The 18,005-nt window shown below is 64.5% G+C and carries 18 protein-coding genes and 1 riboswitch; of the genes, 11 read left to right on the top strand and 7 right to left on the bottom strand.

The window, feature by feature from the left end; translation table 11 throughout:
• The first annotated feature begins 8 nt into the window (after positions 1–8).
• The gene (locus tag ACYQ47_RS03935; RefSeq protein WP_309960189.1) at positions 9–617 is read left to right on the top strand and encodes a vWA domain-containing protein; all 609 of its coding nucleotides are present in this window, start codon (positions 9–11) and stop codon (positions 615–617) included.
• Positions 618–627: 10 nt separating this feature from the next.
• Here the strand turns inward: ACYQ47_RS03935 and cobJ are convergent, their stop codons facing one another.
• Genes cobJ through cobG form a run of 4 tightly spaced genes read right to left on the bottom strand, consistent with a single transcriptional unit; the run spans position 628 to position 4,841 of the window.
• Complete coding sequence (gene cobJ, locus ACYQ47_RS03930; protein ID WP_459904535.1) at positions 628–2,280, bottom strand: precorrin-3B C(17)-methyltransferase; 1,653 nt, start codon at positions 2,278–2,280, stop codon at positions 628–630.
• A complete protein-coding gene (locus ACYQ47_RS03925; RefSeq protein WP_244829500.1) occupies positions 2,268–2,993 on the bottom strand; it encodes a precorrin-2 C(20)-methyltransferase in 726 nt (241 codons plus the stop codon). The genes cobJ and ACYQ47_RS03925 overlap by 13 nt, the downstream gene beginning before the upstream one ends.
• Positions 2,993–3,619 (bottom strand): precorrin-8X methylmutase, encoded by a 627-nt coding sequence (locus tag ACYQ47_RS03920; protein WP_459904533.1) that lies wholly within the window; start codon positions 3,617–3,619, stop codon positions 2,993–2,995. The genes ACYQ47_RS03925 and ACYQ47_RS03920 overlap by 1 nt, the downstream gene beginning before the upstream one ends.
• Positions 3,612–4,841, bottom strand: a complete 1,230-nt coding sequence (gene cobG, locus ACYQ47_RS03915) for a precorrin-3B synthase (protein WP_459904531.1) — start codon at positions 4,839–4,841, stop codon at positions 3,612–3,614. Before cobG ends, ACYQ47_RS03920 begins: the two co-directional genes overlap by 8 nt.
• A gap of 103 nt (positions 4,842–4,944) precedes the next feature.
• A riboswitch (cobalamin riboswitch) is annotated at positions 4,945–5,144 on the bottom strand.
• Between the two features lie 80 nt (positions 5,145–5,224).
• Between cobG and cbiE the strand changes: the two genes are divergently transcribed.
• The 6 genes from cbiE to ACYQ47_RS03885 all read left to right on the top strand — a co-directional run bounded on the left by cbiE (position 5,225) and on the right by ACYQ47_RS03885 (position 9,714).
• Complete coding sequence (gene cbiE, locus ACYQ47_RS03910) at positions 5,225–6,427, top strand: precorrin-6y C5,15-methyltransferase (decarboxylating) subunit CbiE (RefSeq protein WP_459904529.1); 1,203 nt, start codon at positions 5,225–5,227, stop codon at positions 6,425–6,427.
• 24 nt (positions 6,428–6,451) lie between these two features.
• Positions 6,452–7,540: a cobalt-precorrin-5B (C(1))-methyltransferase gene (locus ACYQ47_RS03905; protein ID WP_459904825.1), complete on the top strand. Its 1,089-nt coding sequence runs from the start codon at positions 6,452–6,454 to the stop codon at positions 7,538–7,540.
• Complete coding sequence (locus ACYQ47_RS03900; RefSeq protein WP_250526770.1) at positions 7,537–8,268, top strand: cobalt-precorrin-6A reductase; 732 nt, start codon at positions 7,537–7,539, stop codon at positions 8,266–8,268. The genes ACYQ47_RS03905 and ACYQ47_RS03900 overlap by 4 nt, the downstream gene beginning before the upstream one ends.
• Complete coding sequence (gene cobM / locus ACYQ47_RS03895; protein WP_250467207.1) at positions 8,265–8,990, top strand: precorrin-4 C(11)-methyltransferase; 726 nt, start codon at positions 8,265–8,267, stop codon at positions 8,988–8,990. The genes ACYQ47_RS03900 and cobM overlap by 4 nt, the downstream gene beginning before the upstream one ends.
• Before the next feature lie 6 nt (positions 8,991–8,996).
• Positions 8,997–9,395, top strand: a complete 399-nt coding sequence (locus ACYQ47_RS03890) for a DUF4186 domain-containing protein (protein ID WP_459904526.1) — start codon at positions 8,997–8,999, stop codon at positions 9,393–9,395.
• Between the two features lie 91 nt (positions 9,396–9,486).
• Positions 9,487–9,714, top strand: coding sequence for a hypothetical protein (locus ACYQ47_RS03885; protein WP_244829508.1), 228 nt, complete (start codon positions 9,487–9,489; stop codon positions 9,712–9,714).
• Between the two features lie 4 nt (positions 9,715–9,718).
• On the opposite strand, the gene ACYQ47_RS03880 is transcribed toward ACYQ47_RS03885, so the two are convergent.
• Positions 9,719–10,483, bottom strand: coding sequence for a TerC family protein (locus ACYQ47_RS03880; protein ID WP_459904524.1), 765 nt, complete (start codon positions 10,481–10,483; stop codon positions 9,719–9,721).
• Between the two features lie 310 nt (positions 10,484–10,793).
• Here ACYQ47_RS03880 and ACYQ47_RS03875 point away from each other — a divergent pair, with 310 nt between their 5' ends.
• The 3 genes from ACYQ47_RS03875 (at position 10,794) to ACYQ47_RS03865 (ending at position 14,223) form a co-directional block, all read left to right on the top strand.
• On the top strand, positions 10,794–11,927 hold the full coding sequence (locus tag ACYQ47_RS03875; protein ID WP_459904522.1) for an OpgC domain-containing protein: 1,134 nt from the start codon (positions 10,794–10,796) through the stop codon (positions 11,925–11,927).
• A gap of 133 nt (positions 11,928–12,060) precedes the next feature.
• Complete coding sequence (locus ACYQ47_RS03870; RefSeq protein WP_087628737.1) at positions 12,061–12,234, top strand: DUF1328 domain-containing protein; 174 nt, start codon at positions 12,061–12,063, stop codon at positions 12,232–12,234.
• Between the two features lie 123 nt (positions 12,235–12,357).
• On the top strand, positions 12,358–14,223 hold the full coding sequence (locus ACYQ47_RS03865) for a sigma-54-dependent Fis family transcriptional regulator (RefSeq protein ID WP_309960206.1): 1,866 nt from the start codon (positions 12,358–12,360) through the stop codon (positions 14,221–14,223).
• Between the two features lie 180 nt (positions 14,224–14,403).
• On the opposite strand, the gene eutC is transcribed toward ACYQ47_RS03865, so the two are convergent.
• Both eutC and ACYQ47_RS03855 read right to left on the bottom strand, forming a co-directional pair.
• A complete protein-coding gene (gene eutC / locus ACYQ47_RS03860; protein ID WP_459904519.1) occupies positions 14,404–15,363 on the bottom strand; it encodes an ethanolamine ammonia-lyase subunit EutC in 960 nt (319 codons plus the stop codon).
• Positions 15,363–16,751 carry an ethanolamine ammonia-lyase subunit EutB gene (locus ACYQ47_RS03855; protein WP_459904518.1) on the bottom strand — a complete coding sequence of 463 codons (1,389 nt, stop codon included), beginning with the start codon at positions 16,749–16,751 and terminating at the stop codon, positions 15,363–15,365. Before ACYQ47_RS03855 ends, eutC begins: the two co-directional genes overlap by 1 nt.
• A gap of 180 nt (positions 16,752–16,931) precedes the next feature.
• On the opposite strand from ACYQ47_RS03855, the gene mnmH reads away from it, so the two are divergent.
• Positions 16,932–17,999 (top strand): tRNA 2-selenouridine(34) synthase MnmH, encoded by a 1,068-nt coding sequence (mnmH, locus tag ACYQ47_RS03850; RefSeq protein ID WP_250493472.1) that lies wholly within the window; start codon positions 16,932–16,934, stop codon positions 17,997–17,999.
• Positions 18,000–18,005: the final 6 nt, after the last annotated feature.

Below are 18,005 nucleotides of genomic sequence, written 5' to 3'. Positions count from 1 at the left end.
GCGGTCGCATGACCGGTCGCGAAGGCGATGAAAGCACCACGCTCGACTGGATATCGACGCTACGCGCGAAACGTGCCGAGCGTCTCGATGCACGGCATCTTCGCTATCGACGTGTGCAGGGCGAAGCGGCGTCGTTGCATTGCTTTCTTCTCGATTGCTCGGGATCGATGCTCACGGGTGAACGGCTCGCGCGTGCCAAGGGCTTGTTGATTGCGTTGTTCGATCGGGCTTATCGTGAGCGTGCGGAAATTGCGCTCGTATGTTTCGGTGGCGGGCGTGCGGAAGTGCGTCGTCAGCCGGGCGCCGCGCATTGGTGGAACGAGCGCTGGGTGAGGCCTATCGGTGGCGGTGGTGGCACGCCGCTGGCGTTGGGTCTTTCGAGTGCGCAGACCGTGCTTGCACGAGCCGCGCGTCGAAGACCCGCGCAGCGTCGCTGGCTATGGGTGCTGACCGATGGCCGCACGAACGAGACGCCCGCGCCGCCGCAGTGCGCGGACCGCGTCGTGCTGGTGGACTTCGATGAAGGGCAATTCGGAGTCGGGCAAGCGAGCACGTTGGCGCTACGCTGGGCGGCGGAGTACTTTCATGCGAGCGAACTGAGCGCGGACTTGCGATAGCCTGCGCGTGTCATTCATACCATCGCGGCGTATAAACCCATGCGCCATCGCCGATCACGCGCGTGGTCGATGATCCGACGATCACCATCGTTCGCATGTCCACCATCGTGCTGTCCAACTCGCCAAGCGTCATGATGCGAAGCGTCTCGCCCGCGCGTCCCACATCGCGCCCGAGCACGACGGGCGTTTTGGCATCGCGATGCTGCTTCACGATTTCGATCGCGCGATCGAATTGCCAGGGCCGTGCCTTCGATAGTGGGTTGTAGAACGCCATGACGAAATCGGCCTGACCCGCATGCGCAATGCGTTTCTCGATGACGCCCCACGGCTTCAAATTGTCCGATAGCGACAAAACGCAGAAGTCATGGCCGAGCGGTGCGCCCGCACGCGCCGCCGTGGCAAGCGACGCCGATACGCCCGGCACGATCTCGAGTTTCACGGCATGCCATGACGCGTTCGCTTCCTTGTCGAGTGCTTCGAGCACGGCTGCCGCCATGGCGAACACGCCCGGATCGCCCGACGATACGACCACGACCCTGCGTCCCTCGCTTGCCAGTTCGAACGCATGTCGCGCGCGCTGCAACTCTTCGCGATTGTCCGTCATATGCGCGCGTTGATCGGCGCGAAACGGGCCTGCCATGCGCACGTAGGTTTCGTAACCGAGCACGTCTTCTGCGGCACGAAGCGCGGCTTTCGCGGCGGGCGTCATCATCTCGGAGCTGCCGGGACCGAGACCGATCACGGTCAACCTGCCGCGTGCACGGCCTATCGCCTGCGCATCGACGGGCGCGTTGGCGACGTGCAATGCAACGTCGCCGTTGTGCGAAACATCGAAAGGCGGGGCGTCGCTGAAACGCAATGGCACGTCGAGCGCTTGCGCGGCATCGGCAAGACGTTGCGATGTCATTGCGTGCGTGGGCGTGACCAGCACAGCGAGTGCGAGCGGCGCGAGGCTTCGTGCTTGAAGTGCCTTGCGTACGCATTCCGCTACATCGCCGTTCGTCGCGTCATCTTCGATCCATGCAATCACACAACGTGGATGAATCACGAGACTGTGTTCATCGTGGGCGCTTTCGGGCGTGATGCGGATGGCGCGCAACGCATCGTCGGCGCGAGGAAGGGCTGCCTGATCGAGCCACGGTGCGTGGCCTTCCAAGCGCGTCGTTGCTCCGCCAAGCAAGTCGGACACGAAGCGCTTGCCGCGTTCGATATCCGCCAGTACGTAGCCTTCGGGCGGCGCGAGCAGACATTGACCGAAGCGTAATTCGCCGCTCGTCGTGATGGCCGGTACGATACCGAGCATCTGGCCGATATCACGCGCAAGCATGTTCACGCCGCTCATGCCGCCGAGCAGCGGCACGACCGCGCTGCCGTCCTGCGCGACAGCGAGCACCGGCGGCTCCGCGCCCTTATCCGCAAGCGACGCTGCCAGCGCGCGAATTACGATGCCTGCTGAACACAGTGCGACGATTGGCGAGCCTGCCGCGTAGAGTGCCCGCACGTGCGCGCCGAAGTCGTCGAAGGAGGCGTCCACGTTCACGCGACTAGCGAGTCCATGAACGAGCGATCCCGAACGACACGCCTGAATCTTGCGCGCGATAGTCAGCGCACCGTTGCCGAGCACGACGATGGCAAGCGGCTTCGCTACGTCTATGCGCTCCATTTCGTCCCCGGCACGACCAACAGCGAGAAGTAGGGCGATGCCATTGGATCGACTTCGTTCAGCGGCACGATGCGTTGATTCGCCATCGTCGCGCGTTCCACATACAACGCGCGTTTGTCGAGCCCGAGTTCCGCCAGCACACGACGCACTTTGTCGAAGTTGCGGCCGAGCTTCATAATGACGGCGGCATCGCTCGTCGCCAGCTTTCGTTTTAGTTCGGCTTCCGAAAGAACGCCCGAAAGCACCGCAAGGCTCTGATTACGATAAACCAGTGGCACGCCAAGCACTGCGACGCCGCCCAGCATCGAACAGACGCCGGGCACGACTTCTGCCTCGAAGCGCGCGGCAAGGCGATCATGCAGATACATGTACGAGCCGTAGAAGAACGGATCGCCTTCGCAGATCACCGCCACGTCGCGGCCGGCTTCGAGATGATCCGCAATGGCGAGCGCGCATTCATCGTAGAACGCGCTGATGATCGTCTCGTAGCAAAGCGGCGGTTCGAGCGCTTCCGTCGTCACGGGATAGACGAGCGGCAAGCGCGTCTGCGTGTCTTCGAGATGAGATTCGATGATTCCGAACGCGTTGCCCTTCTTCCCCTTCGCGACGAAATACGCGACCACGGGCGCCGCCTTGAGCAGCTTCAACGCCTTCACCGTGATGAGATCGGGATCGCCCGGACCGACGCCCAGACCATGGAGTCTTCCGCTCATCACTCGGCCTCCGATGCGAGCGCATTCACGGCGGCCGCCGCCATCGCGCTGCCGCCGCGTCGTCCGAGCAACGCGACGAAAGGAATGCCACGGCTGTCGGCGGCAAGCATGGCTTTCGATTCCGCCGCGCCGATAAAGCCCACTGGAAAGCCGAGGATGAGCGCGGGCTTCGGTGCGCCGTCGTCGATCATGTCGAGTAGATGAAAGAGCGCGGTGGGCGCATTGCCGATTGCGACGATCGCACCCGCAAGATCGGGCCGCCAGAGTTCGAGTGCGGCAGCGGAGCGCGTGTTGCGCATCGCACGGGCGCGTTCCGGCACGGAGGCATCGCCGAGCGTGCAGATCACGCGATTATTCGCGGGAAGGCGCGCGCGCGTGATGCCTTCGGCGACCATGCGCGCATCGCAGAGAATGGGCGCGCCGCTCACGAGCGCTTCACGGCCCGCGATACCGGCATCGGACGAGAAGCGCAGGTCATTGACGATATCGATCATGCCGCACGCATGAATCATCCGCACGGCGAGCTTTTCGAGGTTTGCGGGAATGGCGGCGAGGTCGGCTTCGGCGCGAATCGTCGCGAACGATTGCCGGTAAATCTCCGCACCGTCGCGGATATAGTCAGACATCGGCATGACTCCGGGCGAGCCATGCGGCCGCCTCTTCGATGAGGAGGTTATGGGCGATCACGTGTGTGCCTCGATGCACGTCGTAGCGGCCGGGCGCAACGGCAACGAGCGTGTTTTCGACGGGATGCGCCGCCGCACAAAAGCGCTCGCAGCCGCTCAGATGCGCGTGCGCATGCTCGGGCAGCAAGGCGGCTAAACGATGCGCGTCCGCTTTCGTATCGGCACGGCTTTTCGCGCAGCCCGAAGAACCCGCGCATGCGATCAGACGCGCGAACGGATCGCGTGGATCGGTGGCGAGGCCAAGCGCGCGAAGGGCGTCGACGACATGCGTCATGCGATTCGCGTGCACGTCAGGCAGCAACACGCTTTGCCAGGGCGTCATCACGACGCGTTCTTCGGCGAGATCGGTGATTGCGTGAAGCGTATTAGCATCGAGGCGGCCGAGCGGCGCTTGCGCGCCGACATAGTCCGCATGCGCGCCGAGTCGTAACGTTGCATTGGAAGGCGCGCGACGCCATGACTGAAGTGCGGCGTCGTGCTGTGTTTCGAAGTCGAGGGCATGGAGAAAGCCCGCTATTCCAACGCGTGCGAGCACATCGCGCATGCGGTGTTCTTCCACCGATGCCAGCGCCAGAAACGCCTGCAGCACGGCCAGGATGAAGCGCTTCGCGTCGTCACGCGCAATCGCGCCCGAGGCAGGCGCATGTTCCTCACGATGCGGCATCGATCCTGCAAAACCGAATGCGAAGCGCGCGCCATTGTCCAGCGCCGAAAGCCAAAGATCGTGCGGATGATCGAGCATGGCAAGCGTTTCGCCATCGTCGATCTGCAACGCGAACTTCGGCGACAACGCGTGCAACGCGGCATCGGCCTGCATGCTTTCGACGATATCCGCTGCAAGCGCACGCGTTCCCGTGCTCGCAAGCGGGCTCAGCATGACGTTTCGGATATCGTCGGCGCTGGCCGTGGTCGGACCGAGGCCCGCCGCGAGCACGATATCGATGAGTTCCGCGTGGGCATCGTCGCGAATGCCGCGCAGTTGCAGATTGGCGCGATTGGTCACTTCGATCGTGCCGGAACCGCAGCGCTCGGCGGCGTGCGCCACGGCATGCGCGGCTTCGCGACGCAACTCGCCACCGGCAAGACGCACGCGCGCAAGGGCGCCGTCGCGTGCGGGCACGATACGCATGAGGCCGGGACAGGCCGAAGACCAAGGCGGCAAGAACGATTCCAAAAGCTCGACCGTATGCTTAAGCGCTTGAGTAGCGAACCGGTACACCCCGCCCGGCAGGCTTCGCGCAATTGCGTTGAATAGCGTTGAATAGCAGTGAATGCTTACGTCGGCAGGTCTCTTGGCTGGCAGGTCGACATTCGCGCTAGCCTTCCCGGTAAAAACCAGTGGCAGTGGAGCGCGGACTCGCTGCGTACAATTGCGGGGGCAGCCACAGTTTTGCTGTGTTCCCTGTTAGGCCATGAGGCTCAATACCGATCGAACCCTTCAGGCACCGACGAACGCGCTATTATGCCCGCTTTTATCGACCATCAGACCGCTTCCCGCCTTGCGCGGGTGCTTCAAACGCGGGATTCGCCCGTAGGAGGCCGCACATGTCGAACTGGCTGACCGTCGTGGGTATCGGCGAGGACGGCTGGCATGGGCTTGGCCGCGAGGCGCGGCGCGCGCTCTTCGAAGCACGGTCGATCCACGGCGGCGAACGTCACCTCGCGTTTCTGCCGGCGCGTATCGCGGCGCGCCGCGTGCCATGGCCAAGCCCGTTTTCCGTCGATGCCGTGCTCGCCGAGCGCGGCGTCCAAACATGCGTGCTTGCGAGCGGCGACCCCATGTTCTTCGGCGTCGGCGCCACGCTTGCGCGCGAATTATCCACGGAAGAAATGCGCGTCATGCCCGCGCCTTCGTCGCTGTCGCTGGCGGCGGCGCGCTTGGGCTGGCCGTTGCAGGACGCGCAATGCGTGTCGCTCGTCGGGCGGCCGGTGGCGTCCCTGCTCGCGCATGTGTTTCGCGGCGGACGTCTGCTCGTCCTGAGCGCCGATGGCGCGACGCCCGCCGCCGTCACGCAGCTTCTCACGCTGCATGGTTTCGGCGCGAGCCGCGTGACGGTGTTCGAGCATCTGGGCGGCACGAATGAACGCCGGTTCGACGAACGTGCGGACGACTGGCGCGAGCCGCGCGTGGCGGCGCTCAATCTCATGGCGATCGAATGCCGCACGCATGCGGGCCACGCGGGGCCATCGCTCACGCCGGGTCTTGCCGACGACGCGTATCGGCACGACGGCCAGCTCACCAAGCGCGATGTACGCGCCGTGACGCTCGCACGTCTCGCGCCGCAACCGGGCGAATTGCTGTGGGATGTCGGCGCGGGTTGCGGGTCCATCGGTATCGAGTGGATGCGCGCGCATCCCGCTTGCCGCGCGATTGCAATCGAAGCGAACGAGGGGCGGCAGCGTCTCATCGAACATAACCGCGATGCGCTCGGCGTGCCTGCGCTGCAACTCATCAAGGGCGAGGCGCCCGGCGCGCTCGACGGTTTGAGCGCGCCGGATGCCGTGTTCATCGGCGGCGGCGTGACCGTGCCGGGTCTCCTCGATGCGTGCTGGGCGCGCGTGCGGCAGGGCGGTCGGCTGATCGTCAACGCCGTGACCTTGCAGAGTGAAGCGGCGCTCGTTGCATGGCGCGCGGAGCATGGCGGCGAGCTGACGCGGATCGGCATCGCACGGGCCGAGCCGCTCGGCAGTTTCGATACATGGCGGCAAGCGCTGCCGATCACGCTTCTGCACGCGAAGAAGCCATGAGCTCGCCGGCGGATGACCATCCCGATGCGTGACGAGACGCCCGAACAGTCCGCGCCGCTCAGAAGCGGCTACACGACGGGAAGCTGCGCGACCGTGACGAGTCTCGCGGCCGCGCGCCTTCTGTTGCTCGGCGAGCCGAGCGAGCGCGCGGAGATCGTGCTGCCGAAGGGCCAGTCCGTGACCATGCCGCTCGCGTTCTGCCGTCTTGCCGGCGATGCAGCGGAAGCGGGCGTCATCAAGGATGCCGGCGACGATCCCGATGTCACGCATGGCGCGCTCGTCATAGCTCGCGTGCGGCTTGCGGCGCGGCATGGCGTGCGCTTTCACGCGGGACCGGGCGTTGGCACCGTGACGCGCGCGGGCCTTGCGTTGCCGATCGGCGAGCCGGCCATCAACCCCGTTCCCCGCAAAATGATGCGCGAGCATCTCGAAGCACTCGCCACGCGAGCGGGTTATGCGGGCGGTTTCGACGTGAGCATCGGCGTGGAGAATGGCGAGGCGCTTGCGCTCAAGACGATGAATCCGCGGCTCGGCATTATCGGCGGACTGTCGATACTCGGGACCACCGGCATCGTCCGGCCGTTTTCGTGTGCGGCTTATATCGCGTCGATCCATCAGGGGATCGATGTCGCGCGCGCCAATGGCGTGCAACATATCGCGGCGTGCACCGGCAATCAGAGCGAGGACGCCATGCGCGCGCGTTACGGCTTGCCGGATATGGCGCTCATCGAAATGGGCGATTTCGCGGGCGCGGTTTTGAAGCACTTGCGCCGCGCGCCGGTCGAAAAACTCAGTGTTTGCGGCGGCTTCGGCAAACTCAGCAAGCTCGCGGCGGGACATATGGATCTGCACAGCCGCACGTCGAGTATCGACTTGCCGCTTCTCGCCACCTGGGCCGCCGATGCTGGCGCGAGCATCGCGTTGCAGCACGCAATTCGCATGGCCAACACGAGTCAGGAAGCGCTTAAGCTGGCGCGCGGCGAAGGCATCGCGCTCGGCGATATCGTCTGCGCGCGAGCCCGCGAAGTGGCGCTCGACGTCGTGCCGCAAGGCATCGTCGTGGAGACTTTCGCCATCGACAGGCAAGGGCAAATCGTCGGGAGCGCGCAATGAAGCGCGTGCTATTGCTCGGCGGCACCGGCGACGCGCTCGTCATCGCGCGCAAGCTGGGCACGTCGCATGTCTACAGTCTCGCGGGGCTCGGGCGTGTGCCGACGGATCTCGCATGTGAGGTTCGCGTCGGCGGTTTTGGCGGCGTGGCGGGTCTGGCAACGTATCTGCGTGAAGAAGGCATCGCGCTCGTGCTCGATGCCACGCATCCCTACGCCGCGCAGATGAGCCGTCATGCACGCGAAGCATGTACGCTCGTTGGCGTGCCCTTGTGGGCCGTGCGTCGTCCGGCATGGCAGCCGCGAGCAGGCGACATCTGGCGCGAGGCGCGCGATTGGCCAGGCGTCGTCGATGCAATCGCGGCCTATGAAAAGCCGTTATTCACGCTCGGACGCGAGCCGCTTGCGCATCTTGACGAGATACCCGCGTCGCAATTCTGGACTGTCCGTTGTCTCGACCCGCACGAAGGCAACGCGCGTGCGCGGATCGTCGATGCGCGCGGGCCGTTCAGTATCGAAGGCGAGCGCGCGTTGTTCGATGCGGCGCGTATCGATGTCGTCGTCAGCAAAAACAGCGGCGGCCGCGCGACCGAAGCGAAGCTCGCGGTGGCGCGCGAACGCGGCTTGCCCGTCGTGATGCTTGCGCGGCCCGCGCTTCCCGAAGCCGATCGCGCATTCGACGATCCGGCAAGCGCGCTCGATGCACTCACAACCGAACTTCCTCTTCCATGACCGTCTATTTCATCGGCGCCGGACCGGGCGACCCGGAACTCATCACCGTGAAGGGCCAGCGGCTCATCCGCTCGTGTCCGGTGATTCTTTATGCGGGCTCGCTCGTGCCCGACGAAGTGTTGAGCGGGCATCGGGCGACGCGTGTCGTGAACACGGCGGAACTCGATCTCGATGCGATCGTCGCGTTGCTCGAAAACGCGCACGCGCGGGGAGAAGACGTGGCGCGCGTGCATTCCGGCGACCCTTCGCTTTACGGCGCGACAGGCGAGCAGATGCGCCGTCTCGATACGCTCGCGATTCCTTATGAGATCGTGCCGGGCGTGACGGCGACGGCGGCATCGGCGGCGGCGCTCAAACGCGAACTCACCTTGCCGGGCATCTCGCAGACCGTGATTCTCACGCGCTATGCCGCGAAAACGTCGATGCCCGAAGGCGAATCGCTCGCGGATCTGGCGCGTCATCGTGCGACGCTCGCCATTCATCTTGGCGTGCGGCATATCGAGCGTATCGTCGACGATCTGCTGCCGCATTACGGCGCGGATTGTCCTGTCGCCGTGGTGTTTCGCGCGAGTTGGCCGGATGAAACGCGCGTGGAAGGCACGCTTGCGGATATCGCGGTGAAGGTGCGGGCAGTGCGTTTGCAACGCACGGCGCTGATTCTCGTGGGCCGTGTGCTCGACGCCCAGGGTTTCGCCGATTCCACGCTCTACGGCAAGGAATGAAGGTCGATGCGCGATCTCGACGCCGTCTTCGCCTCGCTCGCGAAATCCGCGTTTCGCAGGCGTTTTGCGTTGGGTGTGCGGGAAGGGCGCTATCTGCGCGAACGCGGGGTGGAAGCGGTCGTCGCGCAGGCGCACGAGCTGATCGCGAAGCGCCTTGCGCCGCAAGCGCCGCTCAACGATGGCAAGCAGACGCCGTTTCGCGGGCATCCGGTGTTCATCGCGCAGCACGCGACGGCGACGTGCTGCCGCGGTTGTCTGGCGAAATGGCACGGCATCGCGGCGGGCAAGGTACTCGATGAAACCGAACGTCGGCATGTCGTCGACGCGATCGATCGCTGGCTGCGCGCGCAGCCGTTGCCGGAGACCGCGGTTGTTGAAAAGCGGCAGGGCGAGTTGCCGTTTTGAGGTGCGGCTTATAACACCCCCGCCGTGCAAGCGCGACGCCACCGGACCTGCTGAGCCTCAAGTCTCCATCGCCAATGCCGATAAGCACGGCATGGACAATTTCGACTTCGGCCCGGCGAAGGGGCCGCTCATCGCATCGATCGTGGCGCCCGCGAAAGCTTTGCTGAGCGCGCACAACGTCATCCGCAAGGCGCGCGGCGAACCGCCATTCACCGACGACGTGAAGGCATTCGCCGCATGGGTCGACCGAGGCGAACCCGAGGAGCCCGCGATGGCGCCGGTTCTATGCCGCCTGATCCGCGACGGCTACACGAGCTGATGCATCAGTTCTCGCCGCGTCGGTTCCGAGCCGGATCGGACTTCCGCTTCGCCCGCCGCGCCAGCATGTTGAGCGCTTCGACAAGCGCGGAGAACGCCATCGCCGCATAGATATAGCCTTTCGGCACGTGCGAGCCGAATCCTTCCGCGATCAGCGTCATCCCGATCACGAGCAAGAAGCCGAGCGCCAGCATCACGATAGTCGGATTGCGTTCGATGAACCGCGAAAGCGGCCCCGCCGCGAACAGCATGACCGCGACCGCCGCGATCACGGCAACGAACATGATCGGAATGTGTTCCGTCATGCCGACCGCCGTCACGATGCTGTCGATGGAAAACACCAGATCGAGCAGCAGAATCTGGCCGATCGCCGACAACGGTGTGAGGCGCGCGCCCGCATTCGCGCCAGCGTGATCGTCGGCGTCGTGCGTGACGTGATGGCGGATTTCCGTGGTCGCCTTCCACACGAGAAAGACGCCGCCCGCGATCAGGATCAGGTCGCGCCACGAGAAGCCGTGCCCGAACGCCTCGAAGATCGGCGCGGTGAGGCGCACGATCAGCGCGACCGTGCCGAGCAAACCGAGCCGCATCACGAGCGCGAGCCCGATGCCGACGCGTTGCGTGCGCTCCCGATGCGCCTCGGGCAGCTTGTTGGTCAGGATCGAGATGAAGATCAGGTTGTCGATGGCAAGCACCACTTCCATGACGACGAGCGTCGCGAGAGCGGCCCAGGCGGCGGGATCGGTCAGCAGTGTGGCAAGGTAGTCCATGCGCGTCGGAAGCCTTTGAGTTGTGCGAAAGCCGCATCGAGTGGATTGAGCGCGTGATATTAACGCAGACTTGGATGAATGAAAGGAACTTGAAAACTTTTCGAGACACCAAGCGTGGGAGACACAGAGATGCGTTGCGAAGTGTCAGCGTTTGCGCTCGAAACACAACAAGCGCCGGATTTGAAACGGTTTTTTCCTTACGCGAAGATGCTCACCGCAGACGATTAAGGGTAAACTCTCGGGCTCGTTTGCCGCCGATTGCGGCGCCTGCCCACCCTCCTGCGCGCCGCAGGAAAACTCCTTGAGCAGCATGTCAGGAAAATCTCAACGCCTCGTCGAGCTGGACTTCTTTCGCGGACTCGTGCTGCTCGTCATCGTCGTCGATCACATCGGCGGCAGCATGTTGTCGCGCTTCACGCTGCACGCCTTTGCGCTCAACGATGCCGCCGAAGTCTTCGTGTTCCTCGGCGGCTTCGCCACGGCGACGGCCTATACCGCGATGGCCAGCCGGCGCTCGGAAAGCGCCGCCTGCGTGCGTTTTCTCAAGCGCTCGGTCGAAATCTACCGCGCGTTTCTCGTCACTGCCGCGCTGATGCTCGTCGCGACCTTCCTGCTGCGACCGTTTTTCGGCAGCGCGCCGAATCTGGCGCTGCATGACCTCGACAGTCTCACAGCCGCGCCGGTGTCGTCACTGACGCAGATTCTCACCTTCGAGCGCCAGCCGTATCTTGCCGCCGTCCTGCCGATGTACGCGCTCTTCGCGCTGTCCGTGCCGCTTACGCTGCCGCTCGCGCGCAGCAAGCCGTGGTTGCTGCTCGGTCTGAGCCTCGGCCTGTGGGCGTTTGCGCCGCAAATCGGTGAATACTTGCCATCCGCCAACGATACGCTTTGGGACTTCAATCCCGCCGCCTGGCAACTGATGTTCGTGCTCGGCGTGCTGGCGCGCTGCACGCCGGTGTATCAGCGCGTGAGTTCGCATCGCATGGGATGGGTCGTCAGTCTGGGCGCGCTCGCGCTGATCATCGGCATGGCGTACTACAAGCTGCTCGTACTGCCGCCCGTCTTGGATAGCGCGTTCAAGCGTGACCTCGCCGGCGCGCGCGTCGTCAATTTTCTCGCCATTGCGTGGATCGCCACGAATTTTGCGCGCTACGGTCTGATCAAGGAAATCGCATCGCGCCTGCCGTGGGTCGGGGCAGTCGGGCGTGACGGCATGGTGTGCTTTGTCGTCGGCACGGTGATATCGCTCGTCGTCGATTCCATCCTCTTCACGCTGACCGATGGCCTCATCAACGTGCCCGCCGGTCTGGCCGCGGATGCGATTGCCGTAACCGCGCTGCTTGCCGTGCCTCAAGTGCATCAAGCGGTCTTGCGATGGCTGGGCGGGCGGCCAAGGACGATTCCGGCCGTGGCTCCTGCGGCCGAGAAGGGCGGGGCGCAGTAAGGAAGGGCGGCGAACAGGCCGCCTTTTTAACGCGCCCACGAGCAACTAACGGTCGAGTTCAGCGGCAGCTTAAAAGGGATTGGGCACAAGCTTTGCAGACAAGGCGAAACCTTAACGATAAACCATCGACGTCATGTTAAAACTTGCCATTCTTTTCGCGGTCATTTCGGTCATCGCCGGCTTCTTCGGTTTCGGACGCGTGTCGTCCGGTGCGGCCGGCATCGCGAAGATTTGCTTCTTCATCTTCCTGATTCTGTTCGTCATCTTCCTGATCGTCGCCATTTCGGCGGGCTCGCTCGTCTTGTGACGACTGCGCGCTTCCTCGCATCGACCCGGTCGCCGGGTCGGTGTTACTCTGCGTCAAGAGACATTCACGCGACGGCATGGGCGCCCGACGACCCCGCCGCGCTGAATTCGAAAGGAGGAGGCGATGCAGCATGCCATCGGCGCGGCGCTTCGGCCCGCGCATCACGACGTAATTCATCAATCGCATGAGCGCTCGGCCACTTTTGGTCTTTCCGCGACCATGCGTCCCGAATACGAAGTCTTGTCCGGCGCGCAACTCGCCTTGAAGCGCGACGAGAGCCGCGCGCTCTTCGCTCACGCGTTGCCGGTGATGGAAACGCTCTACGCGCAGATCGCCAACACGCACAGCATGATCGCGCTCACGGATTCGAGCGGGCTGATTCTGCACTCCCTGGGCGATGACGACTTCCTCGCCCGCGCGCAAAAGGTCGCGCTGCAGGCGGGCGCGGTGTGGAGCGAGGCGCATCAGGGTACGAATGCCATCGGCACGACCATCGCCGAACGGCAGGCCGTCACCGTCCACGGCGATCAGCACTATCTGCGCGCCAACCATTTTCTGACGTGTTCGTCGGTGCCGATTCTCGATCCGCGCGGCGGCCTGAGCGGCGTACTCGATGTCACCGGCGACCGCCGCGGCTATCACCAGCACACGATGGCGCTCGTCAAAATGTCCGGCCAGATGATCGAGAACCGCCTGATTGCAAGCGCGTTCGGCGACGGACTGCGAATTCATTTTCATAGCCGCCCGGAATTCATCGGCACGTTGATGGAAGGCATCGCCGTATTCGATCTCGATGGCCGGCTTCTGAGCGCCAATCGCAGCGCGCAGTTTCAACTCGGACTGGAGCTTGGGCATCTGCGCGTGCAGACGCTGGCATCGCTATTCGGTGCGACTCCCGACGAACTGATCGAGCGGGCCGGCAAGCCGCCGCGCCGCCTTCAGCTGCATAGCGGCGTCGGCGTGTTCGCGGGCGTCGAATATCGCGAGCGCACGGTCGCGCCGGTCGCGGTGCCAGTCAGAACAACTGCGCCCGTTGAAAGCAAGACGCCGTCGCGTCTTGCCGATCTCTGCACGGGCGATGCGCGCGTGTACGAACTCATCCAGCAAGTCAGGAAAGTGGTCGGCAAGGAGATTCCTATCCTGATCGGCGGCGAAACCGGCGCGGGCAAGGAGATGCTGGCGCGCGCCATTCATCGCGATTCGCCACGGCGCGATGGACCGTTCGTCGCGGTGAACTGTGCGTCGTTGCCGGAGACGCTGATCGAATCCGAGCTATTCGGCTATGCGCAGGGCGCGTTCACCGGCGCGGCCAAGCGCGGTGCGTCGGGCAAGATCGTGCAGGCGAACGGCGGCACGCTCTTTCTCGATGAAATCGGCGACATGCCGCTCGCGCTTCAAAGCCGGCTCTTGCGCGTGCTGCAAGAGCGCGTGGTCGAGCCGCTCGGCGCGGCGCGCGCCGTGCCGGTCGACTTCACGCTGGTCTGCGCGAGCAACCGCAAGTTGCGCGAGCAGGTTGCGAAGGGCGAGTTTCGCGAGGACCTGTTTTATCGCGTGAACGGCCTGGCTGTGACCTTGCCGCCGCTGCGCGAGCGCACCGATTTGCGAGCGGCCGTCGAGCGCATCTTGCGCCACGAGTGTCTTGCGGATCGCGTGTTGAGCGTCGACGAAGACGTGCTGGCGCTGTTTGCGCGGCATCGCTGGCCAGGTAATTTCCGGCAGTTGAGCAACGTGCTGCGCACGGCATCGGCGATGCTCGATGATGACGAAACGCGCATCGGCGTGACGCATTTACCGCGCGATTTCATCGATGATTTCGAGTCTCCCGTTCGCGACGAACCGAGCGCTGCTCCCGCTGGCGATGCGCGGCTCGCGGATATTGCCGCGAGCGTGGTTGCGGCGGCGCTGGAGTCGCATGGCGGCAATGTGTCGGCGACGGCGCGGGCGCTGGGTGTGTCGCGGACGACGGTTTATCGGAAGTTGCGGCGATAGCGCTCTCGTCACTGATACGACATGGTGAAGAGTGCCTGCCGCTGACTCGGCCCATTTGCAGAGTCGCCGCGGTGCGCATGTACTGTGCGATAAGCGGAACGGTCATCGCGCCGCCACGCGAATTGCGAACGCTCGCGAGGCGATGCAAGTGCGCGCGAAACGAAGGTGGCGATCGTGCCGTTACGCGTGATGATTCAGCGAACTTGCATCGCCCGCGGCAGACGGCAGCGCGCCGCTATGATCCTTGAGGCCCACGCCGGTCAGCTTCAGGCGGCGCGCTTCGTTCAGCAGCCAGTGCAGCTTGAACGCGGCCGCATCGTAGTTCAATCCCTCGGGCCGCACGTTCGAGATGCAGTTGCGCTCGGCGTCGTGACGGCCTTGCCTCGGCGCAAAAGTCACGTAGAGCCCGAGGCTGTCGGGCGAACTGAGGCCCGGCCGCTCGCCGATCATCACCACGACGATGCGCGCTCCCAGCAACTCGCCGATCGGGTCGCCGAGCGCGACACGCGCCTGTGTCGCGATGACGACAGGCGCGACTTTCCAGCCATCGAGCTTCGGACGCAGGCGGGCGAGAAACGCGGCGGCGTGTCGCTGCGCGGCGAAAGCCGAGAGGCCATCGGCGGCGACGAAAACAATGTCGGGCGCCGCTTCTGTTCGTGCGGCATGTTCGGCAAGGCGGGCGCGGCTGGCATCGTCGAGTGCGCGGCCCAGGTCGGGACGCCGCAAATAATGATCGCGATCCGGCGCGGCGCTCGCCGCTTCGAGCGTGTCGAAGCCGGCTGCATGTAGTTCCGCGGCGAGCGCGGCGGTGTCGAGCGGCTGATGCACGGCGTCGCGCGCCTGCGCATGCGCCAGGCCGAAGGCGAGCAGCGGCGCGGTTGGCAAACTGTCGCCGGTGCGTCCCAGAGCAATGCGCGCGTTGGTGAAGCGCTTGAGCGCATCCCAGGGATTGGTTTCGATGCCGTTGGTGGAGCTCGAACCACTGGCAGATGCACTCGCGCGAACGCTGTCGCCCTCGTGCTTCGGCGCGCCAGTGTGCAAGCCCGCCATGTCGCGTCTTTGCACTGACGCGTCCGCGCGCTCATCGACGCGGTCCTCGCGCGCCGATGCATCCACGCTCCGCTTATCGATCTCATCCATCACGCATCGATCCAGTCGAGCAACGGCTGTCCCTGCGCGCTGCCGGATGCCGACAGCAAGCCGCCACGTCCATCCGTCACGCGCATTTTTTGCAGCCACGCTTCGAATTCCGGCGCGCGCTTCAGGTTCAGCACGCGGCGAATATAAAGCGCGTCATGGAACGACGTGCTCTGATAGTTCAGCATGACATCGTCCGCGCCCGGCACGCCCATGATGAAGTTCACGTTGGCCACGCCCAGCAGCGTCAGAAGCGTGTCCATGTCGTCCTGATCGGCTTCGGCGTGGTTCGTGTAGCAGATGTCGCAACCCATCGGCACGCCGAGCAGCTTGCCGCAAAAGTGATCTTCGAGGCCGGCGCGGATGATCTGCCGGCCATCGTATAAATATTCCGGACCGATGAAACCGACCACCGTGTTCGTCAGAAGCGGCTTGAAACGGCGCGCGACCGCATAGGCGCGCGCCTCGCAGGTCTGCTGGTCGACGCCATGATGCGCATTGGCCGACAACGCGCTGCCCTGGCCCGTCTCGAAGTACATCACGTTGTCGCCGACCGTACCGCGACCGAGCGACAGCGCGGCATCGTGCGCTTCCTCCAACAGCTTGAGCGATACACCGAAACTCGCGTTGGCGCGCTCGGTGCCCGCGACCGACTGGAACACGAGATCCACGGGCGCGCCTTGCCCGATTGCCGCGAGCGTGTTGGTGACGTGAGTCAGCACGCACGATTGCATCGGCACGTCGTAGCGCTGGCGGAAATCGTCCATCATCGTGAGCAGCGCCGTGATGGCGGCAGGCGAATCCGACGCCGGATTGATGCCGATCACCGCGTCGCCGCAGCCGTAGAAAAGGCCGTCGAGCATGGACGCGGCAATGCCTTTCGGATCGTCGGTCGGATGGTTCGGCTGCAGCCGCACCGAAAGATGCCCCGGCAAGCCGATGGTCGTGCGAAACCGCGTGATCACCGGACGCTTGCGCGCGGCGAGGATCAGGTCCTGATTGCGCATGAGCTTGGAAACGGCTGCGACCATTTCCGGCGTGAGGCCCGCGGTGACGCCTTCGAGCGCGGCGGTGTCCGTGGTGTCGGCGAGCAGCCATTCGCGGAACTCGCCGACGGTGAGATGCGCGATGGGCGCGAAGGCATGCGCGTCATGGGTATCGACGATCAGGCGCGTGACTTCATCGTGCTCGTAGGGAATGAGCGGTTCGTCGAGAAACGCGCGCAGCGGCACCTGTGCAAGCGCGAGTTTTGCGGCGATGCGCTCTTCTTCCGTCGCCGCCGCGAGGCCCGCGAGTTCGTCGCCCGAACGACGCGGACTCGCGCGCGCGAGCAACGTTTTCAGATCGTCGAAACGGTAGCGCCGTGCGCCGATCGTCTCCTGATATGTCATCGCGTCTCCTTCGTTCAAGGGAAAGCCGCCACGTCTTCCGTACGTGCCGCCACTCACTTTAACCGCTTCGCGCAGCGCCCGCGCCTCGTCAAAAAAGCCCGCCGCGCCGAAATCCGCGCCCGTGCGATAATTTCGCGCTTGTCCCGCCTCTTGCGTTGCGCCCGTGCAGCGTCATCGCCCGTGAAAAATCTCCTCGTGAACCTCGACCGTATCGGCGCTTTCGACGAAATCGTCGATGTCCGCACGCCGCTCGAATACGCCGACGATCACATCCCCGGCGCCCTCAACGCGCCGGTGCTGACGAACGAGGAGCGCGTGATCGTCGGGACCATGTACAAGCAGGTTTCGCCTTTCGAAGCCACGCGCGTCGGCGCCGCCATGGTCGCGCGCAATATCGCGCGACATCTGGATACGCTCTTTTCCGACCGGCCGCGCAACTGGCGCCCGCTCATTTATTGCTGGCGCGGCGGCAAGCGCTCCGGCTCGATGACGACCTGGTTCAACATGATCGGCTGGCAGGCGCGTCAACTGGAAGGCGGCTACAAGACTTATCGGCGCGAAGTGCTCGATTCCCTCGTCACGCTGCCGTGCCGTTTTCGCTACGTCGCGCTGACGGGCCATACCGGCAGCGGCAAGACGCGTCTGTTGCACGCGCTCGATCAGGCCGGCGCGCAAACGCTGGATCTGGAAGGGCTCGCGGCACATCGCGGTTCGTTGCTCGGCGCGTTGCCGGGACAGACGCAGCCTTCGCAGAAGGCGTTCGAGTCGGCGCTCGTGAGTGCGTTGCGTGGTTTCGATGCGGCCAAGCCCGTGTATATCGAAGCGGAAGGGCGGCGCATCGGCGCGCTTTCGGTGCCGGATGCATTGCTGGACGGTCTGCATGGCGCGGCGTGCGTGGAAGTGGAGGCGCGTCGCGAAGATCGCATCGCGTTTCTGTTGCAGGACTACGCGCATCTTTTCGACAATCCCGCGTTCTTCAAGTCGCAACTGGCGCGACTCATCGGGCTGCATAGCCGCGAGCGCGTGGAGCGCTGGCATCGGCTGATCGATGAAAACGCGCGCGCCGAGCTGTTCGCGGAACTCATCGACCGTCATTACGATCCCGCGTATGGCCGCAGCAGCCGCGCGCTTTATACGCATCTGGCAAAGGCGTCCCACATGACCTTCCGGCCCAACGATGCCGACAGCGTCGCGCAGGCCGAGGCGCTTCTCGCGCAATTGGCGCAGACATCGCCCGCGGCGAACTGAGATTAA

This window comes from Caballeronia sp. HLA56, assembly GCF_054655155.1.
This window is presented reverse-complemented; position numbering and strand designations above follow the sequence as displayed.

Coding starts and splice junctions, on each gene's coding strand:
- ACYQ47_RS03870 (WP_087628737.1), top strand. CDS start 12,061: ATGTTAAAACTTGCCATTCTTTTCGCGGTCATTTCGGTCATCGCCGGC.
- ACYQ47_RS03880 (WP_459904524.1), bottom strand. CDS start 10,483: ATGGACTACCTTGCCACACTGCTGACCGATCCCGCCGCCTGGGCCGCT.
- ACYQ47_RS03890 (WP_459904526.1), top strand. CDS start 8,997: ATGCGCGATCTCGACGCCGTCTTCGCCTCGCTCGCGAAATCCGCGTTT.
- cobM (WP_250467207.1), top strand. CDS start 8,265: ATGACCGTCTATTTCATCGGCGCCGGACCGGGCGACCCGGAACTCATC.
- ACYQ47_RS03885 (WP_244829508.1), top strand. CDS start 9,487: ATGGACAATTTCGACTTCGGCCCGGCGAAGGGGCCGCTCATCGCATCG.
- ACYQ47_RS03900 (WP_250526770.1), top strand. CDS start 7,537: ATGAAGCGCGTGCTATTGCTCGGCGGCACCGGCGACGCGCTCGTCATC.
- ACYQ47_RS03875 (WP_459904522.1), top strand. CDS start 10,794: ATGTCAGGAAAATCTCAACGCCTCGTCGAGCTGGACTTCTTTCGCGGA.
- ACYQ47_RS03925 (WP_244829500.1), bottom strand. CDS start 2,993: ATGAGCGGAAGACTCCATGGTCTGGGCGTCGGTCCGGGCGATCCCGAT.
- ACYQ47_RS03865 (WP_309960206.1), top strand. CDS start 12,358: ATGCAGCATGCCATCGGCGCGGCGCTTCGGCCCGCGCATCACGACGTA.
- cbiE (WP_459904529.1), top strand. CDS start 5,225: ATGTCGAACTGGCTGACCGTCGTGGGTATCGGCGAGGACGGCTGGCAT.
- cobJ (WP_459904535.1), bottom strand. CDS start 2,280: ATGGAGCGCATAGACGTAGCGAAGCCGCTTGCCATCGTCGTGCTCGGC.
- ACYQ47_RS03905 (WP_459904825.1), top strand. CDS start 6,452: ATGCGTGACGAGACGCCCGAACAGTCCGCGCCGCTCAGAAGCGGCTAC.
- ACYQ47_RS03855 (WP_459904518.1), bottom strand. CDS start 16,751: ATGACATATCAGGAGACGATCGGCGCACGGCGCTACCGTTTCGACGAT.
- ACYQ47_RS03920 (WP_459904533.1), bottom strand. CDS start 3,619: ATGTCTGACTATATCCGCGACGGTGCGGAGATTTACCGGCAATCGTTC.
- ACYQ47_RS03935 (WP_309960189.1), top strand. CDS start 9: ATGACCGGTCGCGAAGGCGATGAAAGCACCACGCTCGACTGGATATCG.
- eutC (WP_459904519.1), bottom strand. CDS start 15,363: ATGGATGAGATCGATAAGCGGAGCGTGGATGCATCGGCGCGCGAGGAC.